General features: G+C 39.1%; 12 protein-coding genes and 1 tRNA gene. 9 read left to right on the top strand and 4 right to left on the bottom strand.

Annotated features, from left to right (window positions below; genetic code table 11):
* Nucleotides 1-20: 20 nt before the first annotated feature.
* Complete coding sequence (locus AA977_RS00495) at nt 21-734, top strand: hypothetical protein (RefSeq protein WP_021436703.1); 714 nt, start codon at nt 21-23, stop codon at nt 732-734.
* A 234-nt stretch (nt 735-968) separates the two neighbouring features.
* Here AA977_RS00495 and AA977_RS00490 read toward each other — a convergent pair whose 3' ends face one another.
* Nucleotides 969-1,913, bottom strand: coding sequence for a D-2-hydroxyacid dehydrogenase (locus AA977_RS00490; protein WP_064434157.1), 945 nt, complete (start codon nt 1,911-1,913; stop codon nt 969-971).
* 72 nt (nt 1,914-1,985) lie between these two features.
* Here AA977_RS00490 and AA977_RS00485 point away from each other — a divergent pair, with 72 nt between their 5' ends.
* The 3 genes from AA977_RS00485 (at nt 1,986) to futC1 (ending at nt 3,513) form a co-directional block, all read left to right on the top strand.
* Nucleotides 1,986-2,516 carry a hypothetical protein gene (locus AA977_RS00485; protein ID WP_021436706.1) on the top strand — a complete coding sequence of 177 codons (531 nt, stop codon included), beginning with the start codon at nt 1,986-1,988 and terminating at the stop codon, nt 2,514-2,516.
* A gap of 98 nt (nt 2,517-2,614) precedes the next feature.
* Complete coding sequence (locus tag AA977_RS00480; protein ID WP_064434156.1) at nt 2,615-3,076, top strand: O-fucosyltransferase family protein; 462 nt, start codon at nt 2,615-2,617, stop codon at nt 3,074-3,076.
* On the top strand, nt 3,073-3,513 hold the full coding sequence (gene futC1 / locus AA977_RS00475) for an alpha-(1,2)-fucosyltransferase FutC1 (RefSeq protein ID WP_064434155.1): 441 nt from the start codon (nt 3,073-3,075) through the stop codon (nt 3,511-3,513). Before AA977_RS00480 ends, futC1 begins: the two co-directional genes overlap by 4 nt.
* Nucleotides 3,514-3,519: 6 nt before the next feature.
* On the opposite strand, the gene AA977_RS00470 is transcribed toward futC1, so the two are convergent.
* From AA977_RS00470 to AA977_RS00460, 3 genes are all read right to left on the bottom strand, one after another.
* Nucleotides 3,520-4,356: a DNA-methyltransferase gene (locus AA977_RS00470; protein ID WP_064435166.1), complete on the bottom strand. Its 837-nt coding sequence runs from the start codon at nt 4,354-4,356 to the stop codon at nt 3,520-3,522.
* A gap of 8 nt (nt 4,357-4,364) precedes the next feature.
* Nucleotides 4,365-5,369: an HTH domain-containing protein gene (locus tag AA977_RS00465; protein WP_064434154.1), complete on the bottom strand. Its 1,005-nt coding sequence runs from the start codon at nt 5,367-5,369 to the stop codon at nt 4,365-4,367.
* A 223-nt stretch (nt 5,370-5,592) separates the two neighbouring features.
* Nucleotides 5,593-5,684 (bottom strand) — tRNA-Ser (locus AA977_RS00460).
* A gap of 130 nt (nt 5,685-5,814) precedes the next feature.
* Here AA977_RS00460 and fabD point away from each other — a divergent pair.
* From fabD to AA977_RS00435, 5 genes are all read left to right on the top strand, one after another.
* Nucleotides 5,815-6,744: an ACP S-malonyltransferase gene (fabD, locus tag AA977_RS00455; protein ID WP_064434153.1), complete on the top strand. Its 930-nt coding sequence runs from the start codon at nt 5,815-5,817 to the stop codon at nt 6,742-6,744.
* Nucleotides 6,745-6,754: 10 nt separating this feature from the next.
* A complete protein-coding gene (locus AA977_RS00450) occupies nt 6,755-7,450 on the top strand; it encodes a 5'-methylthioadenosine/adenosylhomocysteine nucleosidase (RefSeq protein WP_064434152.1) in 696 nt (231 codons plus the stop codon).
* Between the two features lie 394 nt (nt 7,451-7,844).
* Nucleotides 7,845-9,890 carry an RNA polymerase sigma factor RpoD gene (rpoD, locus tag AA977_RS00445; protein ID WP_064434151.1) on the top strand — a complete coding sequence of 682 codons (2,046 nt, stop codon included), beginning with the start codon at nt 7,845-7,847 and terminating at the stop codon, nt 9,888-9,890.
* A gap of 13 nt (nt 9,891-9,903) precedes the next feature.
* Complete coding sequence (locus AA977_RS00440) at nt 9,904-11,283, top strand: SH3 domain-containing C40 family peptidase (RefSeq protein ID WP_064434150.1); 1,380 nt, start codon at nt 9,904-9,906, stop codon at nt 11,281-11,283.
* Between the two features lie 53 nt (nt 11,284-11,336).
* Entirely contained in the window at nt 11,337-12,689 is a 1,353-nt protein-coding gene (locus tag AA977_RS00435; RefSeq protein ID WP_064434149.1) for an FAD-dependent oxidoreductase, read from the top strand.
* Nucleotide 12,690 lies beyond the last annotated feature (1 nt).

Below are 12,690 nucleotides of genomic sequence, written 5' to 3'. Positions count from 1 at the left end.
AAAAAATTAAAGGGAGTTTGATGAGAAAAATCGTTTTAGTAGCGGTAGCCTTACTGATGAGCGCTTGCGCGAGCTATAAGATCACGCCTGAACATGTTACATCCTATAATAATGGGATTCAAGTGATGACTTCCACGCAAGCCAAGTCTAAAGTCCAACTAGAAATCGCTCAAAGCAAGTTAAAAGGCTTGAACGAATCCCCCTTAGTGCTGTATGTAGCGGCACAAGTTTTAGAGGGAAATCCTGTGGTGTTTAGCCGTAAAGCCATTTCGGTGTCTATCAACCAAACGAATTTACCGGTCTTAAGCCTAAGACAGGTGATGAAATCCAGTTTTGATTTTGAGGGCATTTTACAAAGTTTTAATATTGCCGTGCCGACCACCCCTATTGATAATGTTAACATGATCACTCCGCCCATGTTTTATTACGGGCAAGGGGGATTTTTAGCGTATAACGGCATGATGTATGGGGGAATGGGCATGTATGGGCCAGGCTTTGGCATGATGATGATGGATGATGTGGAAGAGCAAGAAGTCATGCAAGAAAGCCGCCAAGCTTTGAAAATCCTAGCGATCAACTACCTTAAAAACAATACCCTTAATGTTGAAAATAAGGCTAAAGGAGGGTTTGTGGTGGTGGATACCAAAAACCTTAAAACCCCGGGCGTGGTGGTGATTAAAGTCTTTTTAGAAGATGAAATCCACACCTTTAAAATTGACATTTCTAAGGCTTGATCGCTCTTTTTTAAGCGTTTGGGTAACTTTCCCAAAGGCTTTTTACTAGCATTAACGATATTTAGTAGTTTTTAAACTCACTTTATTGTTGCATAGCTACACCCCCAAAACCCCACCAAAAAAACCCAAAAAAAATCGCTTGATAAAAATTACCGCTCGTTTTTAAAAACACCCAAAAAACATTAAGCACTAATAAAAGAAAACCCCAACGCTCAACCCCCCCATTTTTTGCGTTTATTTTTGAGAAGTTAAAAAATCCTGGATATTTTCTTTGGTTTTTTCTATCAAGGTTTTCAAACTATCGCTATACGCCCATGCAATATGGGGGGTTAAAAGCAATTTACTTTGGATCTTTGGGTTTAAAAAAACATGATCTTTTTCAAAAGGCTCTTTAACAAACACATCGCTTGCGTAATACAAATCTTTGGTTTCTAAAATCTCAGCCAAATCCTTTTCATTCACAATGCCCCCACGCCCCACATTGATTAAAATCGCCCCTTCTTTTAGACTTTGCAATTCTTTTAGAGCGATCAAATTGCGCGTGCTTTCATTTAAAGGGGCATGAATGCTCACAATATCGCTTGTTTTAAGCAATTCCTCCAAACTCAAGCGCTCATACTCTTCTTTTTTATCTTTAGGGGAATAATACACCACCTTTGATCCGAAAGCTTGAGCGAGTTCGGCGACCCTTTTACCAATTGCACCCAAACCAATAACCCCCCATTGACCCCCCTTAATAAGCCCCATTTTAATATTGCTAATGTGCGTAAAAATATCGCTTTGGCTGTATTCCCCGCTTTTGCAATAACGATCGTAATCATTGATCCTTCCCAACAAAGACAGAGCGCACGCTAAAGTGTGCTGGGCTACGGACTCGGTAGAATAAGCGCTCACATTTTTGACCTCTATACCCAAATCTTTCGCGCTTTTCACATCCACATTATCCATGCCTGTGGCGGTGATGCAAATGAGCTTGAGCTTGGGTAATTGCGTTAAAATTTCTTGAGTGATCATTACTTTATTAAGCACCATGATTTCAGCATCAATGCATCGTTCAACGATTTGATTGGACGAAGTAATCTCGTAAAAATGAAAATCCGCCACCTCTTTTAAAACCTCTAGCGCTTTTAACCCCACGCTTTTAGCGTCTAGCACCACGCCTTTTTTGAATGTTTTCATGCCTTTACTCCTAGATTTAATTTTAAAGTTATATAATTAAACCACAAAATCCCTTTTTTAAAGAAACTAAACATGCCAAAACCTAAGAAAAACACCCTCCCCTGTAGCCTTTCTGTCAAAATGTCCTATTTCATGCGGCTTCTCATTAAATGGCGTACGCGCTCTTTAAGCCATAAAATGATGACGCTGGTTCAAATTTTAAGCATTTTAGCTTTAGCGAGCAAGGCCAGTGAAGATTTAGAAGAGCAGCTCAAAAAAATCAAAGATTACATTTATAGAACCCTAAACGCTAAAATCGCATCAGATGTGTATAACCGGGTGCTTATTTTGGTGAATGAATATTGCGCTAATGAAGAATTGTTTGACAAAGAGAGCGTTAAAATCTCAGATTTACTCATTCAAGACATTCAGCTTTACGCTTTGGTAGATGAAATGCTTAAAGAAGATAAATACCAGGTCCAGCACACCATTTTAAAAGGCATCATCAAGCGCAAATACGATGAAGCCTATTCGCTCAATAGCGAAGATAAAATCCTTTTAGAATACCAAGAACGCTTGCTAGAACCTGTGCGTGCATCTTTTTCCAATAAAAAATTCAAATGACTTGGAAGCGTCGCTTACCCCTTTTTAGGCTTTTATTGAAAAATGGCTTTAAAATTGGCTAAAATAGGCGTTTCATTTTGAGAAAACAAAGGGATTGAATGGCTTTTAAGGTGGTGCAAATTTGTGGGGGACTTGGGAATCAAATGTTCCAATACGCTTTTGCAAAAAGCTTGCAAAAACACCTTAAAATCCCTGTATTATTAGATGTTACTTCTTTTGATTCTAGTAACCGCAAACTGCAATTAGAGCTTTTCCCTATTGATTTGCCCTATGCGAGCGCTAAAGAAATCGCTATAGCTAAAATGCAACACCTCCCCAAGCTAATAAGAGATGCGCTCAAATGCATGGGATTTGATAGGGTGAGCCAAGAAATCGTGTTTGAATACGAGCCTAAATTGCTAAAGCCAAACCGCTTGACTTATATCCATGGCTATTTCCAAGATCCACGATATTTTGATGCTATATCCCCTTTGATCAAGCAAACCTTCACCCTACCCCCCCCCCCCCCGAAAATGGAAATAAAAAAAAAGAGGAAGAACACCAACGCAAGCTTTCTTTGATTTTAGCCGCTAAAAATAGCGTGTTTGTGCATATAAGGAGAGGGGATTATGTGGGGATTGGCTGCCAGCTTGGTATTGATTATCAAAAAAAGGCTGTTGAGTATATGGCAAAGCGCGTGCCGAACATGGAGCTTTTTGTGTTTTGTGAAGACTTGGAATTCACGCAAAACCTTGATCTTGGCTACCCTTTTATGGACATGACCACTAGGGATAAAGAAGAAGAGGCGTATTGGGATATGATGCTCATGCAATCATGCAAGCATGGCATCATCGCCAATAGCACTTATAGCTGGTGGGCGGCTTATTTGATAAACAATCCAGAAAAAATCATCATTGGCCCCAAACACTGGCTTTTTGGGCATGAAAATATCCTTTGTGAGGATTGGGTGAAAATAGAATCCCATTTTGAAATAAAATCCGAAAAGTATAACGCTTAAGCCCACTCAAAAAGGGTCTATTAAATTCAAATCTTTGATTTTGGATCGGTTTTCTTTATAGCGAGCGTCTAATTCCAGCTTTCTATTCATGGATATTTTAATAAATTCGCTTTCTTTTTCTATACCGATGAATTTCCTCTTCAAAAGATTGGCCGCAATGCCTGTGGTGGAACTCCCGCTAAAAGGATCGCCAATGAGAGAATTTTCATCGCTCGCCATTAAAAGCAAGCGCACCAGTAATGCAAGCGGTTTTTGAGTGGGGTGCTTGCCGTTTGTTTTTTCCCAAGGCGCGATCGCTGGGAAGCTCCACACATCACGCATTTGTTTGCCGCTATTGATCTTTTTTAAAACTTCATAGTTAAAAACATGCTTGTGTTTATAGCTTTTCCTCGCCCAAATGATTTGCTCGGTTGAATGCGTCAAATAACGGCAGCTGAAATTAGGGGGAGGGTTGGTTTTTTGCCAAGTGATGAGGTTTAAAATCTTAAAATCCAGTTTTTGCAAAATGCGCCCCAAAGAAAAAAGATTGTGATAAGTCCCGCTGATCAAAAGGCTTCCTGTGTTTTTTAAAGCTTTTTTGGCGTTGTTGATCCACTGGTGATTAAACTCATCAATACCATTAACGCCCTCTTCTTTATCCCAATCGCCTTTATTGACGCTCACAATTTTACCGCTCTGTATGCTCAAGCCATCATTAGAGAGGAAATAAGGCGGATCGGCAAAAATCAAATCAAAAGCGTTTTCAAATAAAGGCAAAACCTCATTGCAATCTTCTTGATAAAGGGTGAAAAGCTCGTCTGCGCTTTCAAAAATGGGGCGTGGGGGTTGATTAGAATAAGGCAAATGGCTTTTTACTCCCCCCACTCTGCTTTAATGCCTTTATCTTTAATGTGTTTTTGCATTTTTTCATCATCTAGCACTAGATCTAAATCGGCGAATTTGACATGTGTATCAAATCCTGCTTTAATTTGTTTGTTAATGTCCTCGATAAAAGGCTTAAAATTCTCCGGACTTTGTTCTATAAGCATGTTAAGCGTTTGTATATCAATCTCTCTTTCTTTAGCTGGCAACAAGATTTTGGAGTTTGAAACCTCAGATTCTAGCTTGATAACCCCTATACCAAAGCTTTGGTTGAGCCGCCTTAATTCATTTAAAACCTCATCATCAATATCAAAAACCACCAAATACCCCTCATTAGCCCAACTGGAATTGCTCACCGCTTGGAAATAGCTCGCTTTTAGATTGGAAAAACTAATCCTAGCTTTAAGCTCAAAGGAAAAAAGCTTGTGTCTTTTTTGACCAGTATGGTGTAAAAATTTCAAAGTTTCTTCTTCATATTCATTGTAGGGAAAATATTTATTATAGGGAAAATACACGCCCACGATGTCAGGATAATTCCACTTATTTTTGCCCCCTTTGCCTTCTTTGCCTTCTTTACAATTTTTTTCATGGTGGATGGTTCTGCATAGGAGTTTGAAATCTGGATTTTCATAGAGGAATTTCACAAGCAATGGGTGCAAATCCTCTTCCTTAAAAGAGGTTTTTTGGTTTTCGGCTGTGTCTGAACACTCGCTCTGTTCATCATCTTCTTCTTTGGCATCTAGGGTTTTTTGTGGGGGAAATTCTCTTTCACGAGATTTGAGCCAATAACGAAAGGGGCTTTCTTCTTCATTTATAACATAAAATTGTTTCTTGTCTCCACGAATTGCTGTTCTAATACTAGCCTCAGGTGTTTTTCCTGTGCCGTTGCATTCTTTATCCAATCCCATTTCACAAGCTCTCTCAAAAATTTCTTTAGCGCTCAAAGGCCTTTCTGCTTGTTCTAAAACTTTTTTACCTATTTCTTTGTTAGTCATGTTCTTTTCTTTTTTATGATTGTAGTGGAAACAATTATACTCAAAATGTTTGAAAATACCGCAGTGGATAAGTGGATATAGGGTTTAGGCTGGGTGTCTCTCTTCACCCAACCTAATATTGTATTTGTAAAATCTGTAAAAGGAGTGTCGTAAAAGGAATGCTTAGAAACTATAATGTCTCATCAATACATTCTAAACAAAAAGTTTTTAAAGGCAAAAAGGCTGGCGGACAGGGAGGGATTCGAACCCTCGGTAACCTTGACGGCTACGCATCCTTAGCAGGGATGTGGTTTCAGCCAACTCACCCACCTGTCCTTGTAAAAATTAGAATTATAGTAAAAATAAGTTAAAATAAACCTTAAACTTTAATGGTTTCTAAACAAAACTAAGGGCTTTTATACTACAATTTTAATCTACAAACTAAAATAAATTTTTAAGGATACGCATGCAATACGCGCTATTATTTCCAGGGCAAGGCTCGCAATGCATAGGAATGGGGAAATCATTCTATGAAAGCCACACCCTAGCTAAAGAATTGTTTGAAAGGGCTTCTAACGCGCTTAAAGTGGATATGAAAAAAACGCTTTTTGAAGAAAACGAACTTTTAAAAGAGAGCGCTTACACCCAGCCTGCCATTTATTTAGTGAGCTATATCGCTTATCAATTGCTTAACAAACAAGTAAATGGAGGGTTAAAACCCGTTTTTGCTTTAGGGCATTCGCTCGGTGAAGTGAGCGCGGTGTCTTTGAGCGGGGCGTTAGATTTTGAAAAAGCCCTGAAACTCACGCACCAAAGAGGCAAAATGATGCAAGAAGCGTGCGCGAACAAAGATGCATCCATGATGGTCGTTTTAGGCGTTTCTGAAGAAAGCCTTTTGAGTCTGTGTCAAAAAACTAAAAATGTGTGGTGCGCGAATTTCAATGGCGGTCTGCAAGTGGTTTTAGCCGGGATTAAAGACGATTTGAAAGCCCTAGAGCCGACTTTAAAGGAAATGGGGGCTAAAAGAGTGGTCTTTTTAGAAATGAGCGTGGCGAGCCATTGCCCCTTTTTAGAGCCTATGGTTTTTAAATTCCAGGAATTGCTAGAAAAAAGCTTGAAAGATAAATTTAATTTTGAAATCATCTCCAATGCGATTAACGAAGCGTATTATAATAAAGCAAAAGCCGTTGAATTGTTGAGCTTGCAACTCACTCAGCCCGTGCGTTATCAAGACTGCGTGAAGTCCAATAACGATAGGGTGGATGCGTTTTTTGAATTAGGCTGTGGGAGTGTGCTAAAGGGGCTTAACAAACGCTTGAGCAACAAGCCCACTATAAGCGTAGGGGACAATAAAGGGCTTGATGAAGCCATTGAGTTTTTAGAAGAATACGTGTGATCAGGAGAGAGTGGTGCAAAAAATTGGCATTTTAGGGGCGATGAGAGAAGAAATAACCCCTATTTTGGAATTGTTTGGTGTGGATTTTAAAGAGGTTTCTTTAGGGGGGAATGTTTTCCATAAAGGCATTTATAATGATAAAGAAATCGTTGTCGCTTATAGCAAAATTGGCAAGGTGCATTCCACTTTAACCACGACGAGCATGATTTTAGCGTTTGGCGTTCAAAAGGTGCTTTTTAGCGGGGTGGCTGGGAGTTTGGTTAAAGACTTAAAAATCAATGATTTGTTGGTGGCTCAAAAATTAGTCCAGCATGATGTGGATTTGAGCGCGTTTGATCACCCTTTAGGGTTTATCCCAGAAAGCGCGATTTTTATTGAAACGAGCGAAAGTTTAAACGCCCTAGCTAAAAAAATCGCTAGCGAGCAAAATATCACGCTCAAAGAAGGCATTATTGCATCAGGCGATCAGTTTGTCCATAGCAAGGAAAGGAAAGAGTTTTTAACTAGCGAGTTTAAGGCGAGCGCGGTGGAAATGGAGGGGGCGAGCGTGGCGTTTGTGTGCCAAAAATTTGGCGTGCCATGTTGTGTTTTAAGGAGCATTAGCGATAACGCTGATGAAAAAGCTGGCATGAGCTTTGATGCATTTTTAGAAAAAAGCGCTCAAACTTCAGCGAAATTCTTAAAAAGCATGGTAGATGGGCTTTAGGGGTGGTTCTTTTCAAGCATAAATACTCAAAGCTTTTTAATTTTTTTAAAAATAGGGATTTTTAATTTTATTTTTATAACAAAACTCATTCCCTTAAGGGGATAGGGGGTATTTTGCGATAATACCCCCTTAACCCCCTTAAGAAACCCCCTAACCCCCAAGACCGCTTTTTTTAAGAGGTTATCGCTTGATTAAAATCAAGCTCTTTACTATGTATTTTTTGTTTAATAAAATAAAGTAAAAATTTTTGGCTATTTGCATGTTGATGAGAGCAAAACCAAATTCGTATAATTAGAATTTAAGCTATTTTTTAGTAAAATAACAAAGGAATAGGTGTATCTTATCTTATAACCTAGCTTGTTAAAAGCATGGGTTTTATTTTATGGAGTGTCCAATGAAAAAGAAAGCCAACGAAGAAAAAGCCCCCAGAAGAGCCAAACAGGAAGTCAAAATAGAAGCCAAAGAAAACAAAGGAAACAGCAAAGCTAAAGAAACTAAAATTAAAGAAGCCAAAGTTAAAGAGAACAAAGAAGCTAAAATTAAAGAGGGAAAAGCCAAAGAGACTAAAATTAAAGAAACTAATCCCACTAAAAAACTTAGTTTTAATGAAGCGTTAGAAGAATTGTTCGCTAATTCCTTGAGCGATTGCGTTTCTTACGAGTCTATCATTCAAATCAGCGCGAAAGTCCCCACTTTAGCCCAAATCAAAAAAATCAAAGAATTGTGCCAAAAATACCAAAAGAAATTAGTCAGCTCTTCAGAATACGCTAAAAAACTCAATGCGATCGATAAGATCAAAAACACCGAAGAAAAGCAAAAGGTTTTAGATGAAGAATTAGAAGATGGCTATGATTTTTTGAAAGAAAAGGATTTTTTAGAATGGAGCAGAAGCGATAGCCCGGTGCGCATGTATTTGCGTGAAATGGGGGATATAAAGCTTTTAAGCAAAGACGAAGAGATTGAATTGAGCAAGCAAATCCGCTTGGGTGAAGACATTATTTTAGATGCGATCTGCTCGGTGCCGTATTTGATTGATTTTATCTATGCGTATAAAGACGCTTTAATCAATCGTGAAAGAAGAGTCAAGGAGCTTTTCAGGAGCTTTGATGATGACGATGAAAATAGCGTGAGCGATTCTAAAAAAGATGATGACAGCGAAGAAGATGAAGAAAACGAAGAAAGGAAAAAAGTCGTCTCTGAAAAAGACAAAAAGCGCGTAGAAAAGGTTCAAGAGAGTTTTAAAGCCCTAGACAAGGCCAAAAAAGAATGGCTTAAAGCCCTTGAAGCCCCTGTTGATGAAAAAGAAGACGAGTTGGTGCGTTTATTGACTTTAGCCTACAAACGCCAAACGCTTAAAGACAGACTCTATGATTTAGAGCCTACCAGCAAGCTCATTAATGAATTAGTCAAAACGATGGAAACCACTTTAAAAAGCGGCGATGGGTTTGAAAAAGAGTTGAAACGCTTGGAATACAAACTGCCTTTATTCAATGACGCTTTGATCGCAAACCATAAAAAAATCCTTTCTAATATCACCAACATGACTAAAGAAGACATCATCGCTCAAGTGCCAGAAGCGACTATGGTGAGCGTGTATATGGATCTCAAAAAACTCTTTTTGACTAAAGAAGCGAGCGAAGAAGGCTTTGATTTAGACCCTAACAAGCTTAAAGAGATTTTAGAGCAAATCAAAAGAGGGAAATTGATTTCTGATCGCGCTAAAAACAAAATGGCTAAGTCTAATCTAAGGTTAGTGGTGAGCATCGCTAAACGATTCACGAGCAGAGGCTTACCCTTCTTGGATTTGATTCAAGAGGGCAATATTGGCTTGATGAAAGCGGTGGATAAATTTGAGCATGAAAAGGGCTTTAAGTTTTCTACCTATGCGACTTGGTGGATCAAGCAAGCTATCAGCAGAGCCATAGCCGATCAAGCCCGCACTATCCGCATTCCTATTCACATGATTGACACGATCAATCGCATCAATAAAGTCATGCGCAAATACATGCAAGAAAACGGCAAAGAGCCTGATTTGGAATTGGTGGCGGAAGAAGTGGGGCTTTCGTTAGATAAAGTGAAAAATGTGATCAAGGTTACTAAAGAGCCTATCAGCTTAGAAACCCCGGTCGGTAATGATGACGATGGCAAATTTGGGGATTTTGTAGAAGATAAAAATATTGTAAGCTCCATTGATCACATCATGCGAGAGGATTTAAAAGCCCAAATTGATGGCGTTTTGGATCAATTGAATGAGCGAGAAAAAGCGGTGATCCGCATGCGTTTTGGGCTTTTAGACGATGAGAGCGATCGGACTTTAGAAGAAATTGGCAAAGAATTGAATGTTACCCGAGAAAGAGTGCGCCAAATTGAAAGCTCTGCAATTAAAAAATTGAGAAGCCCGCAATACGGGCGCATTTTAAGAAACTATTTGCGTATTTGAGTTTCTCTAAAGCATGCGTTATTTTATTTTGGCTTTCTTGTTTTTGTTTGTGGGTTGCGTTAAAAAAGATCTTGCACTCAAAGATTTGTCTTTACCCCAAGAGGCTTCAAGCTATCTTGCAAGCCCCCAAAATGGTGGTAATAATGGTAATAGCGCTAATCGCATTGACCCCCAAGCACTAAGAGAAAGCCTAAAAGAGAGCTATCTTAAGGCGTGGTATTCCCCATGGCTAGATGCGAAAGTCAAAAGCAATAAAAAAGAAGTGTTTTGGATCCTTAAAGAGATGAATAAATCCACCGGTTATGGCGAAGATCTAAAACCCAACGCAAAGGCTTTCAATGATGAGCTTATTAAAAGCATGGATATTGAACATTACCCGAGCGCTAAAATTAAAGCCGTTGTAGTGCGAGATAGCGATGTGCGGGCTGTGCCTACTAACAAACCCTATTACCTCTCTCAAAAAGGTTACCCCTTTGACAGGTATCAAAATTCCTTGATTTTTCAAGGTACGCCGGTTTTGATCACGCATTTTAACACGGATAAAACTTACGCCCACATTCAAAGCAGTTTTGTTTATGGCTGGATTAAAGTTGGCGATCTAGCTTACATGCACGATAAAGACATAGAGCTTTTAACACAACTTAAAGATTATGTCATGCCCATAAAAGATAAAATCCCCCTTTATACAGACTATGGGGATTTTTACACCCAAGCGAGAGTGGGCGAATTATTCGCTCTCATTCCTAAAGATCTTGCTAAAAACCACAAAAAAGACGAATCTCTAAAAGCCTATGGTTTTTTGAAAGACTCTAAAGGCTATGCAACCTTACAAAGTATAACCTTGAATGAAAAAGATTTTTTTGTTTTCCCTAAAGCGTTTAATAGCGAAAACATGGCTTATTTTATAGACACCATGCTAGGGCAAAAATACGGCTGGGGTGGGCTATTAGGCAATAGGGATTGTTCGGCTTTCACCAGGGATAGTTTTGCTAATTTTGGTATTTTGCTCCCTAGAAATTCCTATGCGCAAAGCCGCTATGCGAACAATTACATGGATTTAAGCTCCATGAAAGCCAAAGAAAAAGAAGAATACATCCTTAAAAACGCCACGCCTTTTGGCACGCTCATCTATTTAAAAGGGCATATCATGCTCTATTTAGGTGCATACAACCATCAAGTCATTGTCGCTCACAGCATTTGGTCGGTGCAAACCCAAAAGCATTTCAAAACCTTGAGGCATAAAATAGGAGGCGTGGTGATCACTTCATTATGGTTGGCTGAAGAGCATAATGGGGCGTTTTCTAAAAAGAAATTATTGATTGATAGGGTGCTTGGAATGAGCGATTTGAAAGATTTTATCAATAAAACTTCAAGCCCTTTGAGTGCTAATTGATTTTCTTATATTATGATTGCAATTTATTAATTTAAAACATTTGGAGAAAGACAATGAATATGGAATTTGATGCCGTTATTATTGGTGGTGGGGTTTCAGGGTGCGCGACCTTTTACACTTTGAGCGAATACAGCTCCCTAAAGCGCGTGGCTATTGTGGAAAAATGCTCTAAATTAGCTCAAATCAGCTCCAGCGCTAAGGCTAATTCACAAACCATTCATGATGGCTCTATTGAAACGAACTACACTCCAGAAAAAGCTAAAAAAGTGCGTTTGAGCGCTTATAAAACCAGACAATACGCTTTGAATAAAGGCTTGCAAAATGAAGTGATTTTTGAAACCCAAAAAATGGCTATAGGCGTGGGCGATGAAGAATGCGAGTTCATGAAAAAACGCTACGAATCTTTTAAAGAAATTTTTGTGGGGTTAGAGGAATTTGACAAACAAACGATTAAAGAGTTAGAGCCTAATGTGATTTTAGGGGCTAATGGAATAGACAGGCATGAAAACATCATCGGTCATGGGTATAGGAAAGACTGGAGCACGATGAATTTTGCGAAATTGAGCGAAAATTTCGTGGAAGAAGCCTTAAAATTAAAGCCCAACAACCAGGTGTTTTTGAATTTCAAAGTGAAAAAGATTGAAAAGCGAGATGACACTTACGCGCTCATTTCAGAAGACGCTGAAGAAGTGTATGCTAAATTCGTGTTAGTCAATGCCGGCTCTTACGCTCTGCCTTTGGCTCAAAGCATGGGCTACGGATTGGATCTAGGGTGCTTGCCTGTGGCGGGCAGCTTTTATTTTGTGCCTAATTTATTAAAGGGTAAGGTTTATACCGTTCAAAACCCCAAACTCCCTTTTGCAGCCGTGCATGGCGACCCTGATGCAGTCATTAAAGGTAAAACACGAATCGGGCCTACCGCTTTAACCATGCCCAAACTAGAGCGCAACAAATGCTGGCTCAAGGGCATTAGTTTGGACTTGTTAAAAATGGATTTGAATCAAGATGTGTTTAAGATTGCATTTGATTTGATGAGCGATAAAGAAATCCGTAATTATGTGTTTAAAAACATGGTCTTTGAATTGCCCATTATCGGCAAAAGAAAATTTTTAAAAGACGCTCAAAAAATTATCCCCTCTCTTAGCCTAGAAGATTTAGAATACGCTCATGGTTTTGGCGAAGTGCGCCCGCAAGTTTTAGACAGAACCAAGCGAAAACTGGAATTAGGCGAGAAAAAGATTTGCACCCATAAAGGCATCACTTTTAACATGACTCCCTCTCCAGGTGCGACAAGTTGCTTGCAAAACGCCCTTGTGGATTCCCAAGAAATCGCTGCGTATTTAGGGGAAAGCTTTGAATTGGAACGATTCTATAAAGATTTATCCCCAGAAGAGTTGGAAAGTTAAA

The sequence above is a fragment of the Helicobacter pylori genome, assembly GCF_001653455.1.
Lineage (GTDB): Bacteria > Campylobacterota > Campylobacteria > Campylobacterales > Helicobacteraceae > Helicobacter > Helicobacter pylori_A.
This window is presented reverse-complemented; position numbering and strand designations above follow the sequence as displayed.

Bases quoted from the DNA above. Each gene is read 5' to 3' on its own strand.
- AA977_RS00495 (WP_021436703.1), top strand. From the start codon at position 21: ATGAGAAAAATCGTTTTAGTAGCGGTAGCCTTACTGATGAGCGCTTGC.
- AA977_RS00490 (WP_064434157.1), bottom strand. From the start codon at position 1,913: ATGAAAACATTCAAAAAAGGCGTGGTGCTAGACGCTAAAAGCGTGGGG.
- AA977_RS00485 (WP_021436706.1), top strand. From the start codon at position 1,986: ATGCCAAAACCTAAGAAAAACACCCTCCCCTGTAGCCTTTCTGTCAAA.
- AA977_RS00480 (WP_064434156.1), top strand. From the start codon at position 2,615: ATGGCTTTTAAGGTGGTGCAAATTTGTGGGGGACTTGGGAATCAAATG.
- AA977_RS00465 (WP_064434154.1), bottom strand. From the start codon at position 5,369: ATGACTAACAAAGAAATAGGTAAAAAAGTTTTAGAACAAGCAGAAAGG.
- fabD (WP_064434153.1), top strand. From the start codon at position 5,815: ATGCAATACGCGCTATTATTTCCAGGGCAAGGCTCGCAATGCATAGGA.
- rpoD (WP_064434151.1), top strand. From the start codon at position 7,845: ATGAAAAAGAAAGCCAACGAAGAAAAAGCCCCCAGAAGAGCCAAACAG.
- AA977_RS00440 (WP_064434150.1), top strand. From the start codon at position 9,904: ATGCGTTATTTTATTTTGGCTTTCTTGTTTTTGTTTGTGGGTTGCGTT.
- AA977_RS00435 (WP_064434149.1), top strand. From the start codon at position 11,337: ATGAATATGGAATTTGATGCCGTTATTATTGGTGGTGGGGTTTCAGGG.